The sequence below is a fragment of the Streptomyces sp. NPDC001549 genome (genome assembly GCF_042894025.1).
GTDB lineage: Bacteria > Actinomycetota > Actinomycetes > Streptomycetales > Streptomycetaceae > Streptomyces > Streptomyces kutzneri.
In genome coordinates, this window is record NZ_JBIAVJ010000023.1 from 63423 (window position 1) to 82804 (window position 19382).

A 19382-nucleotide genomic window follows, 5' to 3' on the forward strand; every position below is an offset into this window, starting at 1 on the left:
CTGAATACGAGGAAACCTCCAGGAAAACCGGACACCCCGGAATGCGCGGGACGGCCATCCGGGTTGCACTCCTTGCAGGGCGTCTTCCGCGCCCTCGCCGTCATGCCGTCCGGCATGCGGTCCGTCATGCCGTCCGAGCGTCGTGCGGGCGCCGTCCGAGCCGAGAGGACTGGTCCTTTGAGCCAGTACGTGTCCCGCCTCAGTGGCCGCCTCGCCGCCGCCCGTGCCACCCGCCACGAGCCGCCCCGCCTGCGCCTTCCGGCCGTCGGCCACCACCGCAAGCCGCGCCGCGTGGCCATGCTCAGCGTGCACACCTCACCGCTGCACCAGCCCGGTACCGGCGACGCCGGCGGCATGAACGTCTACATCGTCGAGCTGGCCAAGCGGCTCGCCGCGATCAACATCGAGGTCGAGATCTTCACCCGGGCCACCACCGGCGGGCTGCCGCCCGTGGTCGACCTGGCCCCCGGGGTCCTCGTCCGGCACGTGGACGCGGGCCCCTACGAAGGCCTCGCCAAGGAGGAGCTCCCGGCCCAGCTGTGCGCCTTCACCCACGGCGTCATGCAGGCCTGGGCCGGCCACCGCCCCGGCTACTACGACCTCGTCCACTCCCACTACTGGCTTTCCGGCCACGTGGGCTGGCTCGCCGCCGAACGCTGGGGCGTCCCGCTCGTGCACGCCATGCACACCATGGCGAAGGTCAAGAACGCGGCGCTGGCCGAGGGGGACACGCCCGAGCCCGCCGCCCGCGTCATAGGCGAGACCCAGATCGTGTCCGCCGCCGACCGGCTCATCGCGAACACCGCCGAGGAGGCCGACGAGCTCGTCCGGCACTACGAGGCCGACCCCGCCAAGGTGGCCGTCGTCCACCCCGGAGTCAACCTCGACCGGTTCACCGTCGGCGACGGCCGGGCCGCCGCACGCGCCCGCCTCGGCCTCCCGCGGGACGCCGTCATCCCCCTCTTCGCCGGGCGGATCCAGCCGCTGAAGGCCCCCGACATCCTGCTGCGCGCCGTCGCCGTCATGGTCGACCAGGACCCCTCGCTGCGCCGCCGCCTCTTCGTCCCCGTCGTCGGCGGGCCCAGCGGCAGCGGCCTCGCCAAGCCGGAAGGCCTGCAGAAGCTCGCCGCGACGCTCGGCATCGCCGACCTCGTGCACTTCCACCCGCCGGTCGCGCAGGACGGCCTCGCGGACTGGTTCCGGGCCGCGTCCGTGCTGGTCATGCCCTCCTACAGCGAGTCCTTCGGGCTCGTCGCCATAGAGGCGCAGGCCGCCGGCACGCCGGTGCTCGCCGCCGAGGTCGGCGGGCTGCCCGTCGCCGTCAACGACGGGGTCACGGGGATCCTCGTACCCGGGCACGACCCGGTGGACTACGCACGGGAGCTGCGGCGCTTCGTGGACGAGCCGGCGCTCGCGGACCGGTTGGGCACCCAGGCGGCGCGGCACGCGCAGTTCTTCGGCTGGGACACCGCGGCGGGCGGCACGGCCGACGTCTACACCGCGGCCATGCATGATCATCGCCGTCGCGTACGCTCCCACCATGGCTGACACCGCCGAGATCATCGAGAGCGCGCTCACCGGCGCGGAGCTGAGCTGGGAGAGCCCCGAGCCGGGGTCCTACGTCGTCCAGCTCCCCGGCACCCGCAAACTGAGCACCACCTGCTCGCTCAAGGTCGGCCGGCACTCGCTGTCGGTCAACGCCTTCGTGATCCGGCACCCCGACGAGAACGAGGCGGGCGTCCACCGCTGGCTGCTGGAGCGCAACCTCAAGCTGTACGGCATGGCGTACGCGGTGGACCGCCTCGGCGACATCTACCTGACGGCCCGGCTCCCGCTCTCGGTCGTCGACCCGGAGGAGCTGGACCGGCTGCTCGGCACGGTCCTGGAGGCGGCGGACGGCTCCTTCAACACCCTGCTGGAGCTGGGCTTCGCGAGCGCGATCCGGCGCGAGTACGAGTGGCGGGTCTCGCGCGGCGAGCCGACCTTCAACCTCGACGCGTTCAAGCACCTCACGCAGCCGTCGTAACGGGTGGAGTATCGCCTCGCCGGCGTTGGAGGCGCGGGGTCCGGGGCGGAGCCCCAGCAGCGGCGCAGGCCGCGCTAAGCCTCGACGTCGGCCGGAACCGGCTTGGACATCGCCGCGCCGGCACCACCGGCCACGGCCGTACCGCCCGTACCCGCATCGTCCTCGGAGAGCCCCCGCATCAGCAGCCAGTAGCCGGCCGCCGCCACCGTGCCCAGCACGCCCGTGGCCCCCCAGAGCCAGTCGGCCCCGTACCGGTCGATCAGCAGGCCCGCCATGAGCGGCGCCACCAGCGAGGCCACCGCCCAGGACAGGTTGTAGACCCCCTGGTAGCGGCCGCGCCCGTGCACCGGCGACAGCCGTACGACCAGGCCCATCTGGGTCGGCGAGTTCACGATCTCCGCCAGCGTCCACACGCACACCGTCAGCGCGTACGCCCACACCGGTCCGGCGAAGGCCGTCAGCGCGAACCCGTACCCGGCCAGCAGCGCCGAGATCACCAGCAGCTTCTGCGGGTCGCGCCGCTCGATGAACGCCGTGACCGGGATCTGCAGCAGCACGATCAGCACCCCGTTCACGGCGACGACCAGCCCGTAGTCCCCGGGGGAGAACCCGGCGGCGCCCATCGCGACCGGCAGGCCCACCGAGCCCTGCGTGAAGATCAGCGAGATCAGGAACGACAGCCCGACCACGCCCATGAACCGGCCGTCCCGCAGCACCGTCCCGAGCCCGATCGCGGGCTCCTCGCCGGCGGCGGCCGACGCGCCCCCGGGCCGTTCCGGCCGGGACTCGGGCAGCTTGAGGAAGACCAGCACCGCGCAGACCAGCGTCAGGGCGGCCTCGCCCAGGAAGCCGGCCAGGTAGCTGTACTCCGCGATCACGCCCGCCGCCGTCGCGCTGACGGCGAAGCCGAGGTTGATGGCCCAGTAGTTGAGCGCGAAGGCCCGTACGCGGTCCTCGGGGCGGACGATGTCCGCCATCATCGCCGAGACCGCCGGCCGGGAGGCGTTCGAGGTCACGCCGACCAGCAGGGCCACGGCCGCGATCGCCGCCGGGTGCTCCATGAAGCCGAGCAGCGCCACCGAGAACGCGGTCGAGGCCTGGGCCGCCAGCAGGGTGGGGCGTCGCCCGAGCCGGTCGGTCATCACCCCCGCGACGAGCGAGGAGACGACACCACCGAGCCCGTGGAGGGCGACGACGAGCCCGGCGAAGGAGGCCGAATAGCCCCGGTCCAGGGTCAGGTAGAGGGTCATGAAGGTAGCGACGAAGGCGCCGAGCCGGTTCACCAGGGTGCTCGTCCAGAGCCACCAGAAGGCCCGGGGCAGCCCGGAGACGCTCTCCCGGGCGGCCTGTCCGAAACGGGCAGCGGACATAAGGGATCCCCCCGGCGGTGTAAGCATCACTCGTACGGCGTGCACATTACGAGTGGCAGGCTTCCGGGCGCCACTCGATTGACGCGCACCGTCAATCCGGCCGGACCCCGCACCGCGCGCGAGCGCCCCCGGGCGTCCACTAGGCTCGTACGCATGGCCGACGCACCGTACAAGCTGATCCTCCTCCGCCACGGCGAGAGCGACTGGAACGCGAAGAACCTGTTCACCGGCTGGGTGGACGTCAACCTCACCGAGAAGGGCGAGAAGGAGGCGGTCCGGGGCGGTGAGCTGCTCAAGGACGCCGGCCTGCTGCCCGACGTGCTCCACACGTCCCTCCAGAAGCGCGCCATCCGCACGGCGCAGCTCGCGCTGGAGGCCGCCGACCGCCACTGGATCCCGGTGCACCGCTCCTGGCGCCTGAACGAGCGCCACTACGGTGCGCTCCAGGGCAAGGACAAGGCGCAGACCCTCGCGGAGTTCGGCGAGGAGCAGTTCATGCTGTGGCGCCGCTCGTACGACACCCCGCCGCCGGTCCTGGAAGACGGTACGGAGTTCTCGCAGTCCGCGGACCCGCGCTACGCGTCGATCCCGAACGAGCTGCGTCCGCGCACGGAGTGCCTCAAGGACGTCGTCGAGCGCATGCTGCCGTACTGGTACGACGGCATCGTCCCGGACCTGCTGGCCGGCCGCACGGTCCTGGTCGCCGCGCACGGCAACTCCCTGCGCGGTCTGGTCAAGCACCTGGACGGCATCTCCGACGCCGACATCACGGGCCTGAACATCCCGACCGGCATCCCGCTCGTCTACGAGCTGGACGCCGACTTCAAGCCCCTGAACCCGGGCGGCACCTACCTCGACCCGGACGCGGCAGCGGCCGCCATCGAGGCCGTCAAGAACCAGGGCAAGAAGAAGTAAGTTTCGTGATCATGCCTCCCATCTGCGCATACGGCGCCGGTGGGGGGCATTTTCAGACCCTGGGTCCACTCTGGGCCCTCAGGCTGGCGGGTCTTGCGGGCGGAGCGCCTCGCCGAGAGCCTTCCGGGCCCGGTCCCGGCTGCTGGGCATCAGGTGCGCGTACACCTTCAGAGTCGGCCCGGGGTCGGAGTGCCCGGGGTACTCGGCTTCAGTTCCTCGCAGCCTGCGGCTGCGGCTGCCAGTCGGGCGCGCCGTGCCGGTGCGGCGGCTGACCGGAGCCCGTGCGCGGAGCGGGGCCCTGTCCGGAGACTCCAGGCAGGGCCCTTGTGCTGACTCGGCGGCGTGGCGGCCGCCGTGGCCGGGGCAACGGCCCTCCCGCGTGGAGGGGGGTCAGGGGGCGGCCGGCGCGGCCGGCGCGGCCGGCGTGGCGGGCGCGGCCGGGGCGACGGCCGGTGCGGCGGGCTTGGCCAGGAGGGACTCCGCCGCGTCCTGGAGCGCGGCCACGTTGCCGTTGGACAGGACGACGTTGGGGTTCAGGACGCGCTCGACCGGCACGTGCACGACCTCCGAGATGTCGGAGATGTTGAGGTTGTCGAGGAGCGAGAGCAGCGGGTTGTCGGCGGCCTGGGCGGGCGCACCGCCGAGGAGCAGGACGGCGCCGGAGAGAGCGCCGACGAGCGACGTTCGATTCAGCTTCATGCGCGGGGAACGCCCCGCCCGTCCCTCCGGTTACCGCCCCACCCCACCGGTCCCCCGTTCAGCCCCGCCCGACCCCCCGTCCGGCCGGACCCGCCCCCTTCCCGCCGCGCGCAGAGCCCCCGCTCGCCGGGGAACGGCGGGCGGGGCTCCGGTGAGGGCGGGGGCGGTTGTGGGTCAGGGGGTGGCGGTGGGGGTGTTCTCGCGCCATTCGCGGCCGATCGAGCGCAGCAGGGCCGGGTAGACCCCGAGGTACCGGAAGGGCTTGATGCCCAGCATGTAGAGGGCGCCGAGGCGGCCGTTCGGCTTCACCAGGACGGTCATCTGGCCGCGGTAGCCGCCCTCGCCGTCCGGGACCCAGCCGATGTGCAGCAGTCCGTGCATGGTCCGGTTGGCGCTCTCCGCCACCCACTCGTCGTGGGTCTGGAAGACCGAGGTGAACGGGGCCGACCGGAGGTCGGGGCCCCGCTCGCCCTCGCGGAGGTCGGCCGGCAGACGGTCGCGCAGGGTCGGGACCCGGGTGCCGACGCCGCCGTCGGGCTCGTCCCAGCCGAACAGCTTGCCGAGCTTCCAGCGGACCGCGAAGAGTACGCGCGCCACGGGGGAGGGGACGGGATCCCCCGTGCCACCCGCGAACTGGCGCACCAGGCGTGCGAGGTCGTCGGGCCCGCCCGGGGTCGGCAGCGCCCACACGTCCTCGACCTGGAAGTCGCGGGCGATCTCGTGGACCCGCCAGGGGCGGGAGGTGTGCGCGGTCTTGGGGAGTCTCATCGGTCGGCCCCTTATCTATACGATGCCGTATAGATCGAGGCTAGCACTCATCTATACGGCACCGTATAGATGGGGGCCGTGTGAGGAGGAGCACAGCATGGGCGCGACCCGCACACCGCGCGGAAAGTGGATCGAGGAAGGGCTGCGGGCGCTCGCCGCCGGCGGCCCCGAGGCCGTCCGCGTCGAAGCGCTGGCGCAGGCGCTCGGCGTCAGCAAGGGCGGCTTCTACGGGTACTTCGGCAGCCGCGGCGCGCTGCTCACCGAGATGCTCGACACCTGGGAGCACGAGGTGGCCGAGGCCGTGATCGAGCAGGTCGAGAGCGGCGGGGGAGACGCCCGGGCCAGGCTGGAGCGGCTGTTCGCGATCGCCTCATCGGCCGACGGGCCGGTCAGGGGCACCACGGCCGACCTCGCGATCCGCGACTGGGCCAGGCGCGACGAGGACGTCGCGCAGCGGCTGCGGCGTACCGACAACCGGCGCATGGAGTACCTGCGTTCGCTGTTCCGCGCCATCTGCACCGACGAGGACGACGTCGAGGTCCGCTGCCTGCTGGCCTACTCGCTGCGGATCGGCGAACACTTCATCCACGTCGACCACGGTGGTCGCACGCGCGCGGAGGTCATGGAGCTGACCCGGAACTGGCTCCTGAGATAGGCGCCTGACACGAGGGACGGCCCGGGCCGTCTAGTCGTCGAAGGTCTTGAACGTGACCGCGGCGCTGTCCTGGCCCTCCCATACGACCTCGACGGTCACCTTGTCGATCCCGCCGTTCCCGAAGTTGGGCGAGCGCGGGTAGCCGAGGGCGAGGTGGAGTCCGTCCGTGCCCCCGGTCGCCCCGCCGCCGCCGCCGTTGCCGCCGTTGCCGGCGCCGTCGGCCGGCCGGTTCCCGTAGCGCGCCGCGGGGCGGGACTCGATCCAGGCCGGGACCTCGGACCGGGGCATGCGGAACGTTCCCGACCACTGGCTGGGCCAGGCCGGGTCGTCGATCTCGGAGCACTCCTGGCGCTCCGCGCCGGGCGGCAGCTTCCAGCCGATCGCCGTCATGGCCTTCCCGCACCCCGTGGCGCGCGTCTCCGTCTCGCCCGCGTGGTCGAGCGCGTAGAGGAGCCCGCAGAACCAGACCAGTGCGGGCACCTCCACCACGGCCGCGAAGAGGACCGCCAGGGCGATCATCCACTGCGTCTTTCGCGGCACGCCGCCCCCAAGATCGATTCGAACGCGTTCAGGATCTAGGACGTGCAGGTGTACGTGACGGTTCCGCGCGTGCGCGCACGCATGCGAAAGGCCCCGTCCGAGAGAACTCGGACGGGGCCCGACGTACGTGTGCAGCCGGTGGGAGGCGGTCAGCCGCCGCACTGGCAGGGGGCGCCGGACTGGCAGCCGCAGCCGCAGCCGGAGCCGCACCCGCAGGCCGCGAGCAGCGGTAGCCGCAGTGGCTCCGGCCGCGGCTGCTGCTCCTGCTCCGGGGTGATGGGGACGGGGGAATCGGGCATGGTTCCTCCTCGCAGGGGCGGTGCCCCGCGGCATACGGGACTTCGTACGACGACCGCCCTCGCCCTCATTCATGCCCAGCGGTACCGGCGCGTCAACGGCGCATTGGGGCTCGGCGTGGCCCGCGGTCCGGATGCCCTTCTTCCGGATTCCCCGCTTCCGAGGCCGGTGTCAGACGCCCTCGACCTGCGTCGGCTGCTGGAGGTCGTCCGCGTGCTCACCCGTCACCAGGTAGACCACGCGCTTGGCCACCGACACCGCGTGGTCCGCGAAGCGCTCGTAGTAGCGGCCCAGCAGGGTCACGTCCACGGCCGTCTCGATGCCGTGCTTCCAGCGGTCGTCCATCAGGTGCTGGAACAGCGTGCGGTGCAGCTGGTCCATCTCGTCGTCGTCCTGCTCCAGCTGGAGGGCGAGGTCGACGTCCTTCGTGATGATCACCTCGGCGGCCTTCGCCATCAGGCGCTGGGCCAGCTGTCCCATCTCCAGGATGGTGGCGTGCAGGTCCCGCGGCACCGCCCGGTCCGGGAAGCGCAGCCGGGCCAGCTTCGCCACGTGCTGGGCGAGGTCACCGCTGCGCTCCAGGTCGGCGCTCATCCGCAGGGAGGTCACGACGATGCGCAGGTCGGTGGCGACCGGCTGCTGGCGGGCCAGCAGGGCGATGGCACGGGCCTCCAGGTCGTGCTGGAGGTCGTCGACCTTCTGGTCGGCGGCGATGACGCTCTCGGCGAGCTTCAGGTCGGCGTCGAGCATGGACGTCGTGGCCCGCCCGATCGCGGAGCCGACGAGCCGGGCCATCTCGACCAGGCTTTCTCCGATCGAGTCCAGTTCCTCGTGGTACGCGTCGCGCATGTCTCGTGTCCCTCTCTCGACCTACTACTGCGGTACTGCCCGTGGGCGGGCCGGGGCGGCCAGCGGCCCCACGTTGACACGGTGAGCCGCAAACGCGTCCGACTCCGGCACCACAAGTGAATCAACCCCGTCGCCAGGGTGAACTCTGGGCGACGACTGTTCGAGGTGCCACCCGAACGGCTGTGGAAGTGTCGTCGTGCCTGCTTAACCTGGATCCATGGACGTGAACGCGGCGGTCGCCGCAGCTGCAGCGATCGCCGGTCTTTGCACCGGTGTGATCGCGATGCTGGCGTTCCGCTGGAGCGAGCGCGACCAGGCCCGCCCCACCCGGAGCTCCATGCGCCCCGACCTCAACGCGGTGCTGCCGCCCGGCGTGGACACCGTCCTCTCCGTGCTGCGCTCCTCGGCGGTCGTACTGGACGAGGGCGACGCGGTGGTCAAGGCCAGCTCGGCGGCCTACGCCCTCGGCCTGGTCCGCGGCGGCAAGCTCGCCGTGGAGCCGATGCTCCACATGGCCCGCGACACCCGCCGTGACGGGGAGATACGCCAGGTCGAGCTGGACCTGCCCCGGCGCGGTACCGGCCGGGGAGAGGCCCTTGCGGTCTCGGCGCGCGTCGCCCCGCTCGGCTCCCGGCTGGTGCTCCTCCTGGTCGAGGACCTCACCGAGGCCCGCCGCATCGAGGCCGTACGCCGCGACTTCGTGGCCAACGTGTCCCACGAGCTGAAGACCCCGGTCGGAGCGATCTCCCTGCTGTCCGAGGCGGTCATGGATGCCGCGGACGACCCCGAGGCGGTCAGCCGCTTCGCGGGCCGCATGCAGATCGAGTCCACCCGGCTGATCAACCTCGTGCAGGAGCTCATCGACCTCTCCCGGGTACAGAACGACGACCCGCTGGAGGACGCCGAGCCCGTACGCGTGGACACGCTGGTCGCCGAGGCCATAGACCGCTGCCGCCACACGGCGTCCTCGAAGCAGATCACCATGGCCGCGGGCGGCACCGCCGACCTGCGCGTATGGGGCAACCGCGGACAGCTCGCGGCCGCCCTCGGAAATCTGGTCGAGAACGCCGTCAACTACAGCCCCGCCCGCACCCGCGTCGGCATCGCCGGACGCAGGGTGACGGCTCCTGGGGGAGACTTGATCGAGATCGCCGTGACCGACCAGGGCATCGGCATCCCGGAAAAGGACCGCGAGCGCATCTTCGAGCGCTTCTACCGCGTGGACCCGGCCCGCTCCCGAGCCACGGGAGGAACCGGCCTCGGCCTTGCGATCGTGAAGCACGTGGCGGCCTCGCACGGCGGGGAGGTGTCGGTATGGAGCTCGGAGGGCCAGGGTTCCACGTTCACCCTGCGACTCCCTGAAGCAGCCGCCCCGGCCCCGGCGGCGGCCCCCCGCACCCACCCGACCCCTGCCTGACCCAGAACCGCTCCAGCCATTCCTGCCCCGGAGGTCCTTCCGTGACCCGAGTGCTCGTCGTCGAGGATGAGGAATCCTTCAGCGACGCCCTGTCCTACATGCTCCGCAAGGAGGGCTTCGAGGTCGCCATCGCCGCGACCGGGCCCGACGGGCTGGACGAGTTCGAGCGCAACGGCGCCGACCTCGTCCTCCTCGACCTGATGCTTCCCGGCCTGCCCGGCACGGAGGTCTGCCGGCAGCTGCGCGGCCGCTCCAACGTTCCCGTGATCATGGTGACCGCCAAGGACAGCGAGATCGACAAGGTCGTCGGGCTGGAGATAGGAGCAGATGACTACGTCACGAAGCCCTTCTCCTCCCGCGAGCTGGTCGCCCGCATCCGCGCGGTCCTGCGCCGCCGGGGCGAACCGGAGGAGGTCACCCCGGCGGCGCTGGAGGCCGGCCCCGTACGGATGGACGTCGACCGCCACGTGGTCACCGTCTCCGGCGGCAAGGTGGACCTCCCGCTGAAGGAGTTCGACCTGCTGGAGATGCTGCTGCGCAACGCGGGCCGCGTGCTGACCCGTATGCAGCTCATCGACCGGGTCTGGGGCGCCGACTACGTCGGTGACACCAAGACCCTCGACGTCCACGTCAAGCGCCTGCGCGCCAAAATCGAGCCGGACCCGGGCGCGCCGCGCTACCTGGTCACGGTGCGCGGCCTCGGCTACAAGTTCGAGCCGTAAGCCGGACCCGGCCCTGAAGGCCGTACGGGAAGGGCCCCCATCCGCTGATGCGGATGGGGGCCCTTCCCGTATGCGTACGCGGGGGCCGCGTCAGTGGCCGGCGCTGTGCGAGGGGGAACCCGACGGCGTACCGGTGGCGCCGCCCGAGGCGGACCCGGACGGGGTGGCGCCCGCGGCCGCGCCGGTGGCCCCGGCCGACGGGGAGCCGGACGGGGAGCCCGACGGCGTGCCCGAGGGGGAGCCGGAAGGCGTGGCGGCCGGGGCCGGGGCCGCGGTCGGGCCGAACGGCGCGTACGCGCCGGTGGCCGGGACCACGAAGGCCTCCAGCTCGATGCCGCCCGTGCTGCTCAGCTGGAAGAGGACCTTCTGGACCTCGCCGTCCCGGACGGTCGCGGCGCCGTCCTCGATCACGGCAGAGGCGTTGCCCTTGCCGCCGATCACGACGTAGCCGAGGGCCGGCACGGTGACCTTGCCGGAGCCTTCGGCCGGCTTCAGCGCGACCTTGCCCTTGCCACCCGGGAGGGTGATGCCGTCAAGGGTCTCCGCCTTGGTGCCGTTGTTGAAGACCGTCGCGGAGACGACCGCGGGGCCCTTCTCGCCCTTCTGGCCCTGGGTGATCACCAGTGCGTTCTGGACCTCGATCTCGCCCTTGGCGGCGGCGGCGTTGTCCGGCTTGATCTGGAGGGTCTGCGCTTCCTGGCCCGCACCGCATGCGGCCAGCGAGGCGATCGAGAACACGACGGCAGTGGCGGCGAGGGCGCCGCGTCGAAGGCTGCGGCTCACGGCGGCGGCAACTCCTTGGACGAACGGAAGGGGCGGGTGGACGCTCGGAACGGCCGAGGTAAAGCCGCTCTAAGGGTGTGTCAGCGCGCTTAGGTTACCGAGCCGCCGCCCCGCCCCCGCACCCGACCCTCCGCAGCGCAGCCGCCGCCCCGGGAGCGTCCCGCGATCTTGCATTCCGCGGTGCCGTTCACCGCGCCGATCTTGTGGCGTTCGCATATCGTGCGCCGGACCCCTGTTGATCAATTTTCGGATTCCCTCGAACGCACTTCGTGATCAATTCGGGATTGGGCCGGAACCCGCCCGGTGAGGGCGGCCGCCAGTCGGACGGAGTAGTTCGGTTTCTCGACTCCGAACCCGGCAAAACGGGACGTACGTCACCCTGATGGGGGTGCCGGGCAGGTGTAGCGTGGCCCTTTCGCCTGGTCCGCGCAGCGCCCCCGACCTGCGAATACCCCCTTCCGGAAGCTCTCCGCAGCACGTTCGTGTCGCTGTTGTCAAGCCCCGAGATGTGCCCTGACCTGCGAAAACGCCATTCATAACAGTCAGTTCTCGTGTTACCCTGGATAGCCACGGAAGGGGTACCTGTCACATGACGTTCAAGGTTGGCGACACCGTGGTCTATCCCCATCACGGGGCCGCGCTGATCGAGGCCATTGAGACTCGTCAGATCAAAGGCGTGGACAAGACCTACTTGGTGCTCAAGGTCGCCCAGGGCGACCTGACGGTTCGTGTGCCTGCGGACAATGCGGAGTTCGTCGGCGTTCGCGACGTAGTCGGCCAGGACGGGCTGGACCGGGTCTTCGAGGTGCTTCGTGCACCGTATGCAGAAGAGCCGACGAACTGGTCCCGGCGCTACAAGGCAAATCTGGAGAAGCTCGCTTCTGGCGATGTCATCAAGGTCGCCGAAGTGGTGCGTGACCTGTGGCGTCGTGAGCGTGAGCGCGGGCTTTCCGCGGGTGAGAAGCGCATGCTCGCGAAGGCACGCCAGATCCTGGTGAGCGAGCTCGCGCTCGCTGAGAACACGAACGAGGACAAGGCCGAGGCCCTCCTCGACGAGGTGCTCGCGTCCTGACGCGAGTATCCGTGCACCATTTGGTGCGCAGCTTGCCGCGGTGCCCGATGACAAGGTCTCTCCTCCACGAGAGGCCTGTTGCCGGGCGCTGCGGCATGTCTGTATCCGTACCTTTTGCCTTACTGCCTCACTGCCACCATCTCGATGGCGTGCCGGGCCCGGGCAGCCTGCTCGACCGGTCGTCACGGAAGGGGCGAGGGGCGTCGCACCCGGCACCCTTCAGGCCATACCCATGTCGGCCGAAGTCACAAACCTGGCTCGGAGCTACTGATGTCTGACGTAACGCGTCCCCACCGCACCGCCGCGGTGATCCCGGCCGCCGGCCGGGGGGTACGCCTCGGTCCCGGTGCCCCCAAGGCTCTGCGGGCCCTAGGCGGCACCCCGATGCTCATCCACGCCGTACGCGCGATGGCCCGCTCCCGCGCGGTCTCCCTCGTGGTGGTCGTCGCCCCGCCCGCCGAGGCCGCCGAGGTGCGCCTGCTGCTGGGCGAGCACACGCTGCCCGAGCGCACCGAGCTGCTGGTCGTCCCCGGCGGGGAGACCCGCCAGGAGTCCGTCCGCGCCGGCCTGGACGCGCTGCCCCCGGACATCACCTCCGTACTCATCCACGACGCGGCCCGCCCGCTCGTCCCCGTGGACACCGTGGACTCGGTGATCGAGGCCGTACGCGACGGAGCGCCCGCCGTGGTGCCCGCCCTGCCCCTGGCCGACACCGTCAAGGAGGTCGAGCCCGGCAGGCCCGGCGAGCCCGAGCCGGTCCTCGGCACGCCCGAGCGGGCCCGGCTGCGCGCCGTGCAGACCCCGCAGGGCTTCGACCTCGCCACCCTCCGGCAGGCGCACGCCGCGATCGCCGTCGACGGCGAGGGCGCCACCGACGACGCCGGAATGGTGGAACGGCTCGGTGTCACCGTCGTGGTGATCCCCGGCCACGAAGAGGCCTTCAAGGTCACCCGCCCGCTCGACCTGGTCCTCGCAGAGGCCGTACTCGCCCGCAGGAGGGCCAACGATGGCTACTGAGCCGACCGCGCACACCGCCCCGCTGATCCCGCTCGTCGGCATCGGCACCGACGTGCACGCCTTCGAGACCGGCCGCGAGCTGTGGTGCGCCGGCCTGCTCTGGGAGGGCGAGGACGGTCTCGCCGGGCACTCCGACGGTGACGTCGCCGCCCACGCCGCCTGCGACGCGCTCTTCTCCGCCGCCGGTGCAGGTGACCTCGGGGCGCACTTCGGCACCTCCCGTCCCGAGTGGTCCGGCGCCGCCGGCGTCACCCTTCTGGCGGAGGCGGCCCGTATCGTCCGCGCCGAGGGCTTCGAGATCGGCAACATCGCCATCCAGGTGATCGGTGTACGCCCGAAGATCGGCAAGCGGCGCGAAGAAGCACAGAAGGCGCTCGCGGCCGCCGCCGGCGCCCCCGTCTCCGTGTCCGGCACCACCACCGACGGGCTGGGGCTCACCGGCCGCGCCGAAGGCCTCGCCGCGATCGCCACGGCCCTCGTGTACCGGACGAACCGGGCCTGATCCCTCGTAGCGGCCGTACATCTTCGGCAACAAAGGTGCCCCGGGTCCCGAAAGGGTCGCGGGGCACTGCTACAGGGCCACTACCCTGGATGCCGTGACTATTCGCCTGTACGACACCAGCGCCCGGCAGATCCGCGACTTCACCCCGCTCACCGCGGGCTGTGTCTCGATCTACCTGTGTGGCGCCACGGTGCAGGCCGCCCCGCACATCGGGCACATCCGGTCGGGCCTCAACTTCGACATGATGCGCCGCTGGTTCGAGTACCGGGGCTACGAGGTCACCTTCATCCGCAACGTCACGGACATCGACGACAAGATCATCACGAAGGCCGCCGAGCAGCGCCGCCCGTGGTGGTCCATCGGCTACGAGAACGAGCGCGCCTTCAACGACGGCTACAGCGCCCTCGGCTGCCTCCCGCCCACCTACGAGCCGCGCGCCACCGGGCACGTCCCGGAGATGATCGAGATGATGCGCGGGCTCATCGAGCGCGGTCACGCGTACGAGTCCGAGGGCAACGTCTACTTCGACGTGAAGTCGTACGCCGACTACCTGTCGCTCTCCCGCCAGGAGCTCGACAACATCCGTCAGCCGGAGTCCACCGGCGAGACGGGCAAGCGCGACGCCCGCGACTTCGCCATGTGGAAGTCCGTCAAGCCCGGCGAGCCCTCCTGGGAGACCCCGTGGGGCCGCGGCCGTCCCGGCTGGCACCTGGAGTGCTCCGCCATGGCGCACAAGTACCTCGGTGAGGCCTTCGACATCCACGGCGGCGGGCTCGACCTGATCTTCCCGCACCACGAGAACGAGATCGCCCAGGCCAAGGCCTTCGGCGACGAGTTCGCGAAGTACTGGGTCCACAACGCCTGGGTCACCATGTCCGGCGAGAAGATGTCCAAGTCGCTGGGCAACTCCGTCCTCGTCTCCGAGATGGTCAAGCAGTGGCGCCCGATCGTCCTGCGCTACTACCTCGGCACCCCGCACTACCGGTCGATGATCGAGTACAGCGAGGAGGCCCTGCGCGAGGCCGAGTCGGCCTTCGCCCGGATCGAGGGCTTCTACCAGCGCGTCATCGAGAAGGCCGGCGGCCCCGTCGAGCCGGCGGGCGAGGTCCCGCCCGCCTTCGCCGAGGCCATGGACGACGACCTGGGTGTCCCGCAGGCGCTCGCGATCGTCCACACCACCGTCCGCCAGGGCAACAGCGCGCTCGCCGCCGACGACAAGGACGCGGCCATCGCGCGCCTGTCCGAGGTGCGGGCCATGCTGGGCGTCCTCGGCCTGGACCCGCTCGACCCCCACTGGGACGGCGGGAACGGTTCCGACCGCGGCGAGGAGCTCCACGGCGCCGTGGACACCCTCGTGCGACTCGTCCTGGAGCAGCGCGAGTCCGCCCGGGCCCGCAAGGACTGGGCGACCGCCGACGCGATCCGCGACCAGCTCCAGCAGTCCGGGCTGGTCATCGAGGACAGCCCCACGGGTCCGCGCTGGACGCTCGGCCCCCGCTGAGCCCAGGCAGCTGAGCTTGGTGTGCTGCCCGGAGCTCCGGGCGGCACACTCTTCATACGTACATACCGCAGCACCAACGAAAACAGGTAGAAGTCATGGCCGGGAACAGCCAGCGCAGGAACCGCCGCACGTCCAACAAGAAGGGCGCGACGGTCGGCAGCGGTGGCCAGCGGCGCAAGGGTCTGGAAGGCAAGGGCCCCACGCCCAAGGCCGAGGACCGCAAGAAGCACAAGGCGAACCGCATCAGCAACGCCATGGCCCGCCAGGCCGCCAAGCGCCGCCCCGCCCCCCGCCGCGGCGGCCCCAAGGGCACCAGCGAGATGGTCGTCGGCCGCAACCCGGTCTTCGAGGCGCTGCGCGACGGCGTTCCCGCCACCACGCTCTACGTCCAGCAGTTCATCGACAACGACGAGCGCGTCCGCGAGGCACTCCAGCTCGCCGCCGAGCGCGGCAACATCAACCTGATGGAAGCCCCGCGCCCCGAGCTCGACCGCATGACCAACGGGCTCAACCACCAGGGCATGGTCCTCCAGGTCCCGCCGTACGAGTACGCGCACCCGGAGGACCTCACCGCCGCCGCGTACGACAACGGCGAGGACCCGCTGATCGTCGCCCTCGACGGCGTCACCGACCCGCGCAACCTCGGCGCGATCGTCCGTTCCGTCTCCGCCTTCGGCGGCCACGGCGTGGTCATCCCCGAGCGCCGCGCCGCCGGCATGACCGCCGGCGCCTGGAAGACCTCGGCCGGCACGGCCGCCCGCACCCCGGTCTCGCGCGTCACCAACCTGACCCGCGCCCTCCAGGACTACAAGAAGGCCGGCATCACCATCGTCGGCCTCGCGGCCGAGGGCACGCACACGGTCAACGACCTGGCCGAGCTGGCGGGCCCGGTCGTCATCGTCGTCGGCTCCGAGGGCAAGGGCCTCGGCCGCCTCGTCGGCGAGAACTGCGACTACCTCGTCCGCATCCCGATGCCGGGTGGCGCCGAGTCCCTCAACGCCGGTGTCGCCGCCGGTGTGGTCCTGTACGAGGCGGCCCGCCGCCGCGCCGACCGCGGCCGTATCTGATCCCCGCACGAGGGATCTCCGCGCGGCGGATCCCTCGCGCAACTGATCCACTTGGCTCACGGAATATGACCCGTGAGCGTGTCACCCCGCCCGATTCGGGCGGGGTGGCTTGATCTTGACGGGTCTCGGACACATCCCTGACGTCAAGGCAGTGTCCTAAGCACTGATCACTCGGTTAGATGAGTGTGGACACCAGAACGTCAGGGTTCGACGACCAGCCCGCGCTGAGCATGGTCAAGGTGCCGTGCGACCCCGCACAGGTCATCGTCAACCACGCCAGCTTCCGCGTGCGGCTCGCACCGAGCCCGAGCGCGCGTTCCAAGCCCGCGAAGGCCCCCGGCCGCGCACCCGTTCTGGGTGGCGCCGTGGTGGCGGCCGCCGGGGCCACCCGCCGCCGGGCCCCCGTGGTCTGGAGCGGCAAGTCCGACGCCGGCGACGCCGCCGCCATGGGCGGACTGCTCCAGGCCGTCCGCGAGGCCGGCCGCGGACACGACGAGTACGACGGCGGCGCCACCCAGGTCATCCCCCGCGTCGACCTGGCCCACGACCTCGCCGAGGACACCCTCGCCAGGCCGACCGTCATCGGCCAGCGCAGCTACGGGGACCCCGCCGAGACCCGCCCCCTGGCCGCCGTACGCGACCTGCCCTACCACCAGGAGCCGCCCGGCTTCGGCCCCGGGGCCGACTCCCGCCGGGCCGGACCCGACACCCGCGGCCAGGCCTCCTACTACCCCGGCCGCCGGATGAACCTCGGCGTCGTGCTGCTCCCGCTGCGCGTCTTCCTCGGCTTCATCTCCATCTACGCCGGCATGGGCAAGCTGTGCGACCCCGTCTACTTCGACGGCGGCGAACGCGGCTCCATGGTCACCTGGCTGCACACGCTGAACCCCTGGGCCCTCGCCGAGCCGCTGCGGGACTTCGCCCTCGCCCACCCGGTCGGCGCGGGCCTGAGCGTGGCCTTCCTCCAGGTCATCGTCGGTGTGCTCACGGTCTTCGGCCTGTGGCAGCGGTTCGCCGCCTGCTTCGGGGCGCTGCTGTCCGCCGCACTGCTGATGACGGTGAGCTGGAAGACCGTCCCGGCCTACGACGCGCCCGACATCATCTACCTCGCCGCCTGGAGCCCGCTGATCATCGCCGGCGCCCCGGTCTACTCCCTCGACGGACGCCTGGCCGGCGAGGCCTGGCGCACCCTCGGCCCGCGCTCCGAGATCTGGCGGCTGCGGCGGCGCGTACTGCGCCGCGGGGCCGTCATGGCCACCGTCGTGTGCGGGCTCACCCTGATCGTCGGCTCGCTCCTCGGCGGCGCCGTCCGTTCCTCCACCGTCGTCACCGTCCCCGGGCCGGGCGAGGCCCCCAGCAACTACCTGCCCGGCCGTCCGCTGCCGCAGGAGGCACCGGCCGGCCCGCAGCCCGGACAGCAGCAGCCCACGAAGCCGCCGACCAAGGCCGCCTCGCCCTCGGCCGGCGCGACCGAGCCCGCCGCCAAGTCCGGGAAGACCGCGTCCGGCACTCCCTCCAAGGGGACCTCGGGGACACGCTCCGAGTCGCCCGCCGCGACGCGCGGCACCACCGGCAAGCAGCAGCAGACCCCGCGCAGCACCCCCCGCCAGTCCACCTCACCGAAGCAGCCGTCCTCCTCCGCGGGCAGCAGCACGGGCGGCGGGGCTCCGGCCCCCAAGCAGCCGGGCCTGATCGGCGGGCTCATCGGCTGACACCGGCACGGCGAAACCGGGGCCCGGCACGCGCGAGCGTGCCGGGCCCCGGTGCGTGTGCCGGGCGCGCGAAGCCGCGTACGTACGGGGGCCGGCCGGTCCGTGAAGGGCCTCAGACGCCCTTCTGCGCCGCCAACTCCCGTGCGGCCTCGGTGAGGTCCTTCGCCGTGTCGATCGCCCGCCAGTAGGCCCCCTGGGGCAGCGGGAAGCCCGCGAGGCGCCGTTCACGGGCCAGGCGCGGGAACGTCGTGCGCTCGTGGTCCCCCAAGTCCGGGAGCAAGGCGGCGAATTCGGGACTGAAGACGTACACGCCGGCGTTGACCGGATAGGGCGACGGCGGGGCCTCGATGAAGTCCAGCACCTGTCCGAACTCGTTGGTCTCCACGACCCCCCACGGGATCCGCGGCCGCGCCAGCGCGAGCGTGGCCACCGCGCCGCGCTCGGCGTGGAAGGCGGCCATCTCGCGGAGCGAGAACCGGGTCCAGATGTCGCCGTTGGTCGCGTACCAGGCCCCGTCGGGATGCGGGAGGTGCCGGGCGGCGTACTTGAGACCGCCGCCGCGTCCCAGCGGCTCCTCCTCGACCACCGTGGTCACGCGCAGCGGCAACCGGGCCCCGGCGAGCCACTCCTGGAGCACCTCGGCCAGGTGCCCGCAGGAGACCACGGCGTCCGTGACCCCCTCGGAGGCCAGCCAGGCCAGCTGGTGCCCGATGATCGGCACCCCCGTCCCCGGGATCTCGATCATCGGCTTCGGGCGGTCGTCCGTGTACGGCCGCAGCCGCGAACCCTGGCCGCCCGCCAGGACGACGGCCTGGGTGGGGGCGGCGGGGAACGCGGCTGCGGGGGGAGCGGGCGGAGCGGATGGAGCGGATGGAGCGGATCGGTGGTCGTCGGTCATGACGGCCAGCGTAGGGAGGTGGCGCGCGTCAGCCCATGGAGGCGACGCCGGAGGCGTACGAGGTGTCGCAGACGGGCCGGGCGAACGACTGGGCCTTCGTCGGGCCGTACGCGTCCACGGCGGCCCGCCCCAGCGCCCGCGCGATCCCCACGCAGTGCTCGGCGAGCGACGGCCGCCGGTTCACCTCCTGCTGGAGGTGGGTGAGCACGTCGTCCGGCCGCCCGCCCTGCTGCAGCTCACCGACGAGCTGATCGCGCAGCACCTCGTGCGCGGCACGCGGCTTCGCGGGGACGGAGACGTCCTCGGCGGAGGCGGTCAGGACCTGGGAGGACGAAGTGTCCGCCCAGGGGACCATGGTGACCGCGAGGGTCCCGGACAGGACCAGGACGACGGGCAGGACCAGGGCGAGGGAACGGCCGATACGGCGGGCAGTGTGGGTCACGAGGGCGAGAGTAGCGCTCGGTGAAGATTTGGCGACATTTAGTCACCCTGTCGGGGGATGGTTCGACGTGGTTTTTCGAATTAAGGGTTGACGGTTGGGGCCGAATGGCCCGGTCTGCCGGGGTTCCTGC

21 protein-coding genes and 1 pseudogene are annotated in these 19382 nt (G+C 71.8%); 12 read left to right on the forward strand and 10 right to left on the reverse strand.

Translation table 11 applies throughout. From position 1 onward, the window contains the following. Positions 1–177: 177 nt before the first annotated feature. Complete coding sequence (mshA, locus tag ACFY04_RS31175) at positions 178–1548, forward strand: D-inositol-3-phosphate glycosyltransferase (RefSeq protein ID WP_389121851.1); 1371 nt, start codon at positions 178–180, stop codon at positions 1546–1548. Then, a complete protein-coding gene (locus ACFY04_RS31180; RefSeq protein WP_030012782.1) occupies positions 1541–2026 on the forward strand; it encodes a YbjN domain-containing protein in 486 nt (161 codons plus the stop codon). Before mshA ends, ACFY04_RS31180 begins: the two co-directional genes overlap by 8 nt. A 74-nt stretch (positions 2027–2100) precedes the next feature. Here the strand turns inward: ACFY04_RS31180 and ACFY04_RS31185 are convergent, their stop codons facing one another. Then, positions 2101–3396, reverse strand: a complete 1296-nt coding sequence (locus ACFY04_RS31185; protein WP_389121854.1) for an MDR family MFS transporter — start codon at positions 3394–3396, stop codon at positions 2101–2103. A gap of 153 nt (positions 3397–3549) precedes the next feature. Between ACFY04_RS31185 and ACFY04_RS31190 the strand changes: the two genes are divergently transcribed. Continuing rightward, on the forward strand, positions 3550–4311 hold the full coding sequence (locus ACFY04_RS31190) for a phosphoglyceromutase (protein ID WP_030728436.1): 762 nt from the start codon (positions 3550–3552) through the stop codon (positions 4309–4311). A 78-nt stretch (positions 4312–4389) separates the two neighbouring features. Here the strand turns inward: ACFY04_RS31190 and ACFY04_RS31195 are convergent. From ACFY04_RS31195 to ACFY04_RS31205, 3 genes and pseudogenes are all read right to left on the reverse strand, one after another. Beyond that, positions 4390–4518, reverse strand: a pseudogene (locus ACFY04_RS31195) (integrase); the annotation flags it as partial. Between the two features lie 183 nt (positions 4519–4701). Continuing rightward, the gene (locus ACFY04_RS31200; protein WP_389121857.1) at positions 4702–5010 is read right to left on the reverse strand and encodes a hypothetical protein; all 309 of its coding nucleotides are present in this window, start codon (positions 5008–5010) and stop codon (positions 4702–4704) included. A 174-nt stretch (positions 5011–5184) separates the two neighbouring features. Then, entirely contained in the window at positions 5185–5778 is a 594-nt protein-coding gene (locus ACFY04_RS31205; RefSeq protein ID WP_389121859.1) for a DUF2867 domain-containing protein, read from the reverse strand. Between the two features lie 97 nt (positions 5779–5875). On the opposite strand from ACFY04_RS31205, the gene ACFY04_RS31210 reads away from it, so the two are divergent. After that, positions 5876–6433, forward strand: a complete 558-nt coding sequence (locus tag ACFY04_RS31210) for a TetR/AcrR family transcriptional regulator (RefSeq protein ID WP_389121862.1) — start codon at positions 5876–5878, stop codon at positions 6431–6433. 30 nt (positions 6434–6463) lie between these two features. On the opposite strand, the gene ACFY04_RS31215 is transcribed toward ACFY04_RS31210, so the two are convergent. The 3 genes from ACFY04_RS31215 to phoU all read right to left on the reverse strand — a co-directional run bounded on the left by ACFY04_RS31215 (position 6464) and on the right by phoU (position 8119). Next, positions 6464–6973, reverse strand: a complete 510-nt coding sequence (locus ACFY04_RS31215) for a hypothetical protein (RefSeq protein WP_389121864.1) — start codon at positions 6971–6973, stop codon at positions 6464–6466. Positions 6974–7122: 149 nt separating this feature from the next. Beyond that, entirely contained in the window at positions 7123–7272 is a 150-nt protein-coding gene (locus tag ACFY04_RS31220; protein WP_008743931.1) for a hypothetical protein, read from the reverse strand. A gap of 169 nt (positions 7273–7441) precedes the next feature. Next, a complete protein-coding gene (phoU, locus tag ACFY04_RS31225; protein ID WP_358895737.1) occupies positions 7442–8119 on the reverse strand; it encodes a phosphate signaling complex protein PhoU in 678 nt (225 codons plus the stop codon). A gap of 217 nt (positions 8120–8336) precedes the next feature. Between phoU and ACFY04_RS31230 the strand changes: the two genes are divergently transcribed. Further along, positions 8337–9536, forward strand: a complete 1200-nt coding sequence (locus ACFY04_RS31230) for an ATP-binding protein (RefSeq protein WP_314254193.1) — start codon at positions 8337–8339, stop codon at positions 9534–9536. Positions 9537–9577: 41 nt separating this feature from the next. Further along, positions 9578–10258 carry a response regulator transcription factor gene (locus tag ACFY04_RS31235; protein WP_030009598.1) on the forward strand — a complete coding sequence of 227 codons (681 nt, stop codon included), beginning with the start codon at positions 9578–9580 and terminating at the stop codon, positions 10256–10258. A 90-nt stretch (positions 10259–10348) separates the two neighbouring features. Here ACFY04_RS31235 and ACFY04_RS31240 read toward each other — a convergent pair whose 3' ends face one another. After that, a complete protein-coding gene (locus ACFY04_RS31240) occupies positions 10349–11041 on the reverse strand; it encodes a DUF461 domain-containing protein (protein ID WP_389121867.1) in 693 nt (230 codons plus the stop codon). 589 nt (positions 11042–11630) lie between these two features. Here ACFY04_RS31240 and ACFY04_RS31245 point away from each other — a divergent pair. The 6 genes from ACFY04_RS31245 to ACFY04_RS31270 all read left to right on the forward strand — a co-directional run bounded on the left by ACFY04_RS31245 (position 11631) and on the right by ACFY04_RS31270 (position 17912). After that, entirely contained in the window at positions 11631–12113 is a 483-nt protein-coding gene (locus ACFY04_RS31245) for a CarD family transcriptional regulator (protein WP_003953493.1), read from the forward strand. A 270-nt stretch (positions 12114–12383) separates the two neighbouring features. Beyond that, complete coding sequence (gene ispD / locus ACFY04_RS31250) at positions 12384–13130, forward strand: 2-C-methyl-D-erythritol 4-phosphate cytidylyltransferase (RefSeq protein ID WP_389121868.1); 747 nt, start codon at positions 12384–12386, stop codon at positions 13128–13130. Continuing rightward, positions 13120–13632, forward strand: coding sequence for a 2-C-methyl-D-erythritol 2,4-cyclodiphosphate synthase (gene ispF, locus ACFY04_RS31255; protein ID WP_389121870.1), 513 nt, complete (start codon positions 13120–13122; stop codon positions 13630–13632). Before ispD ends, ispF begins: the two co-directional genes overlap by 11 nt. A gap of 94 nt (positions 13633–13726) precedes the next feature. Further along, positions 13727–15133 (forward strand): cysteine--tRNA ligase, encoded by a 1407-nt coding sequence (cysS, locus tag ACFY04_RS31260; RefSeq protein ID WP_389121873.1) that lies wholly within the window; start codon positions 13727–13729, stop codon positions 15131–15133. Positions 15134–15228: 95 nt separating this feature from the next. Then, positions 15229–16200, forward strand: coding sequence for a 23S rRNA (guanosine(2251)-2'-O)-methyltransferase RlmB (rlmB, locus tag ACFY04_RS31265; RefSeq protein WP_373045757.1), 972 nt, complete (start codon positions 15229–15231; stop codon positions 16198–16200). Between the two features lie 179 nt (positions 16201–16379). After that, complete coding sequence (locus ACFY04_RS31270; RefSeq protein ID WP_389121876.1) at positions 16380–17912, forward strand: DoxX family membrane protein; 1533 nt, start codon at positions 16380–16382, stop codon at positions 17910–17912. A 112-nt stretch (positions 17913–18024) separates the two neighbouring features. Here the strand turns inward: ACFY04_RS31270 and ACFY04_RS31275 are convergent, their stop codons facing one another. Further along, complete coding sequence (locus ACFY04_RS31275; protein ID WP_389121878.1) at positions 18025–18810, reverse strand: NDP-sugar synthase; 786 nt, start codon at positions 18808–18810, stop codon at positions 18025–18027. 28 nt (positions 18811–18838) lie between these two features. After that, the gene (locus ACFY04_RS31280) at positions 18839–19252 is read right to left on the reverse strand and encodes a hypothetical protein (protein WP_314254209.1); all 414 of its coding nucleotides are present in this window, start codon (positions 19250–19252) and stop codon (positions 18839–18841) included. Between the last annotated feature and the right edge of the window lie 130 nt (positions 19253–19382).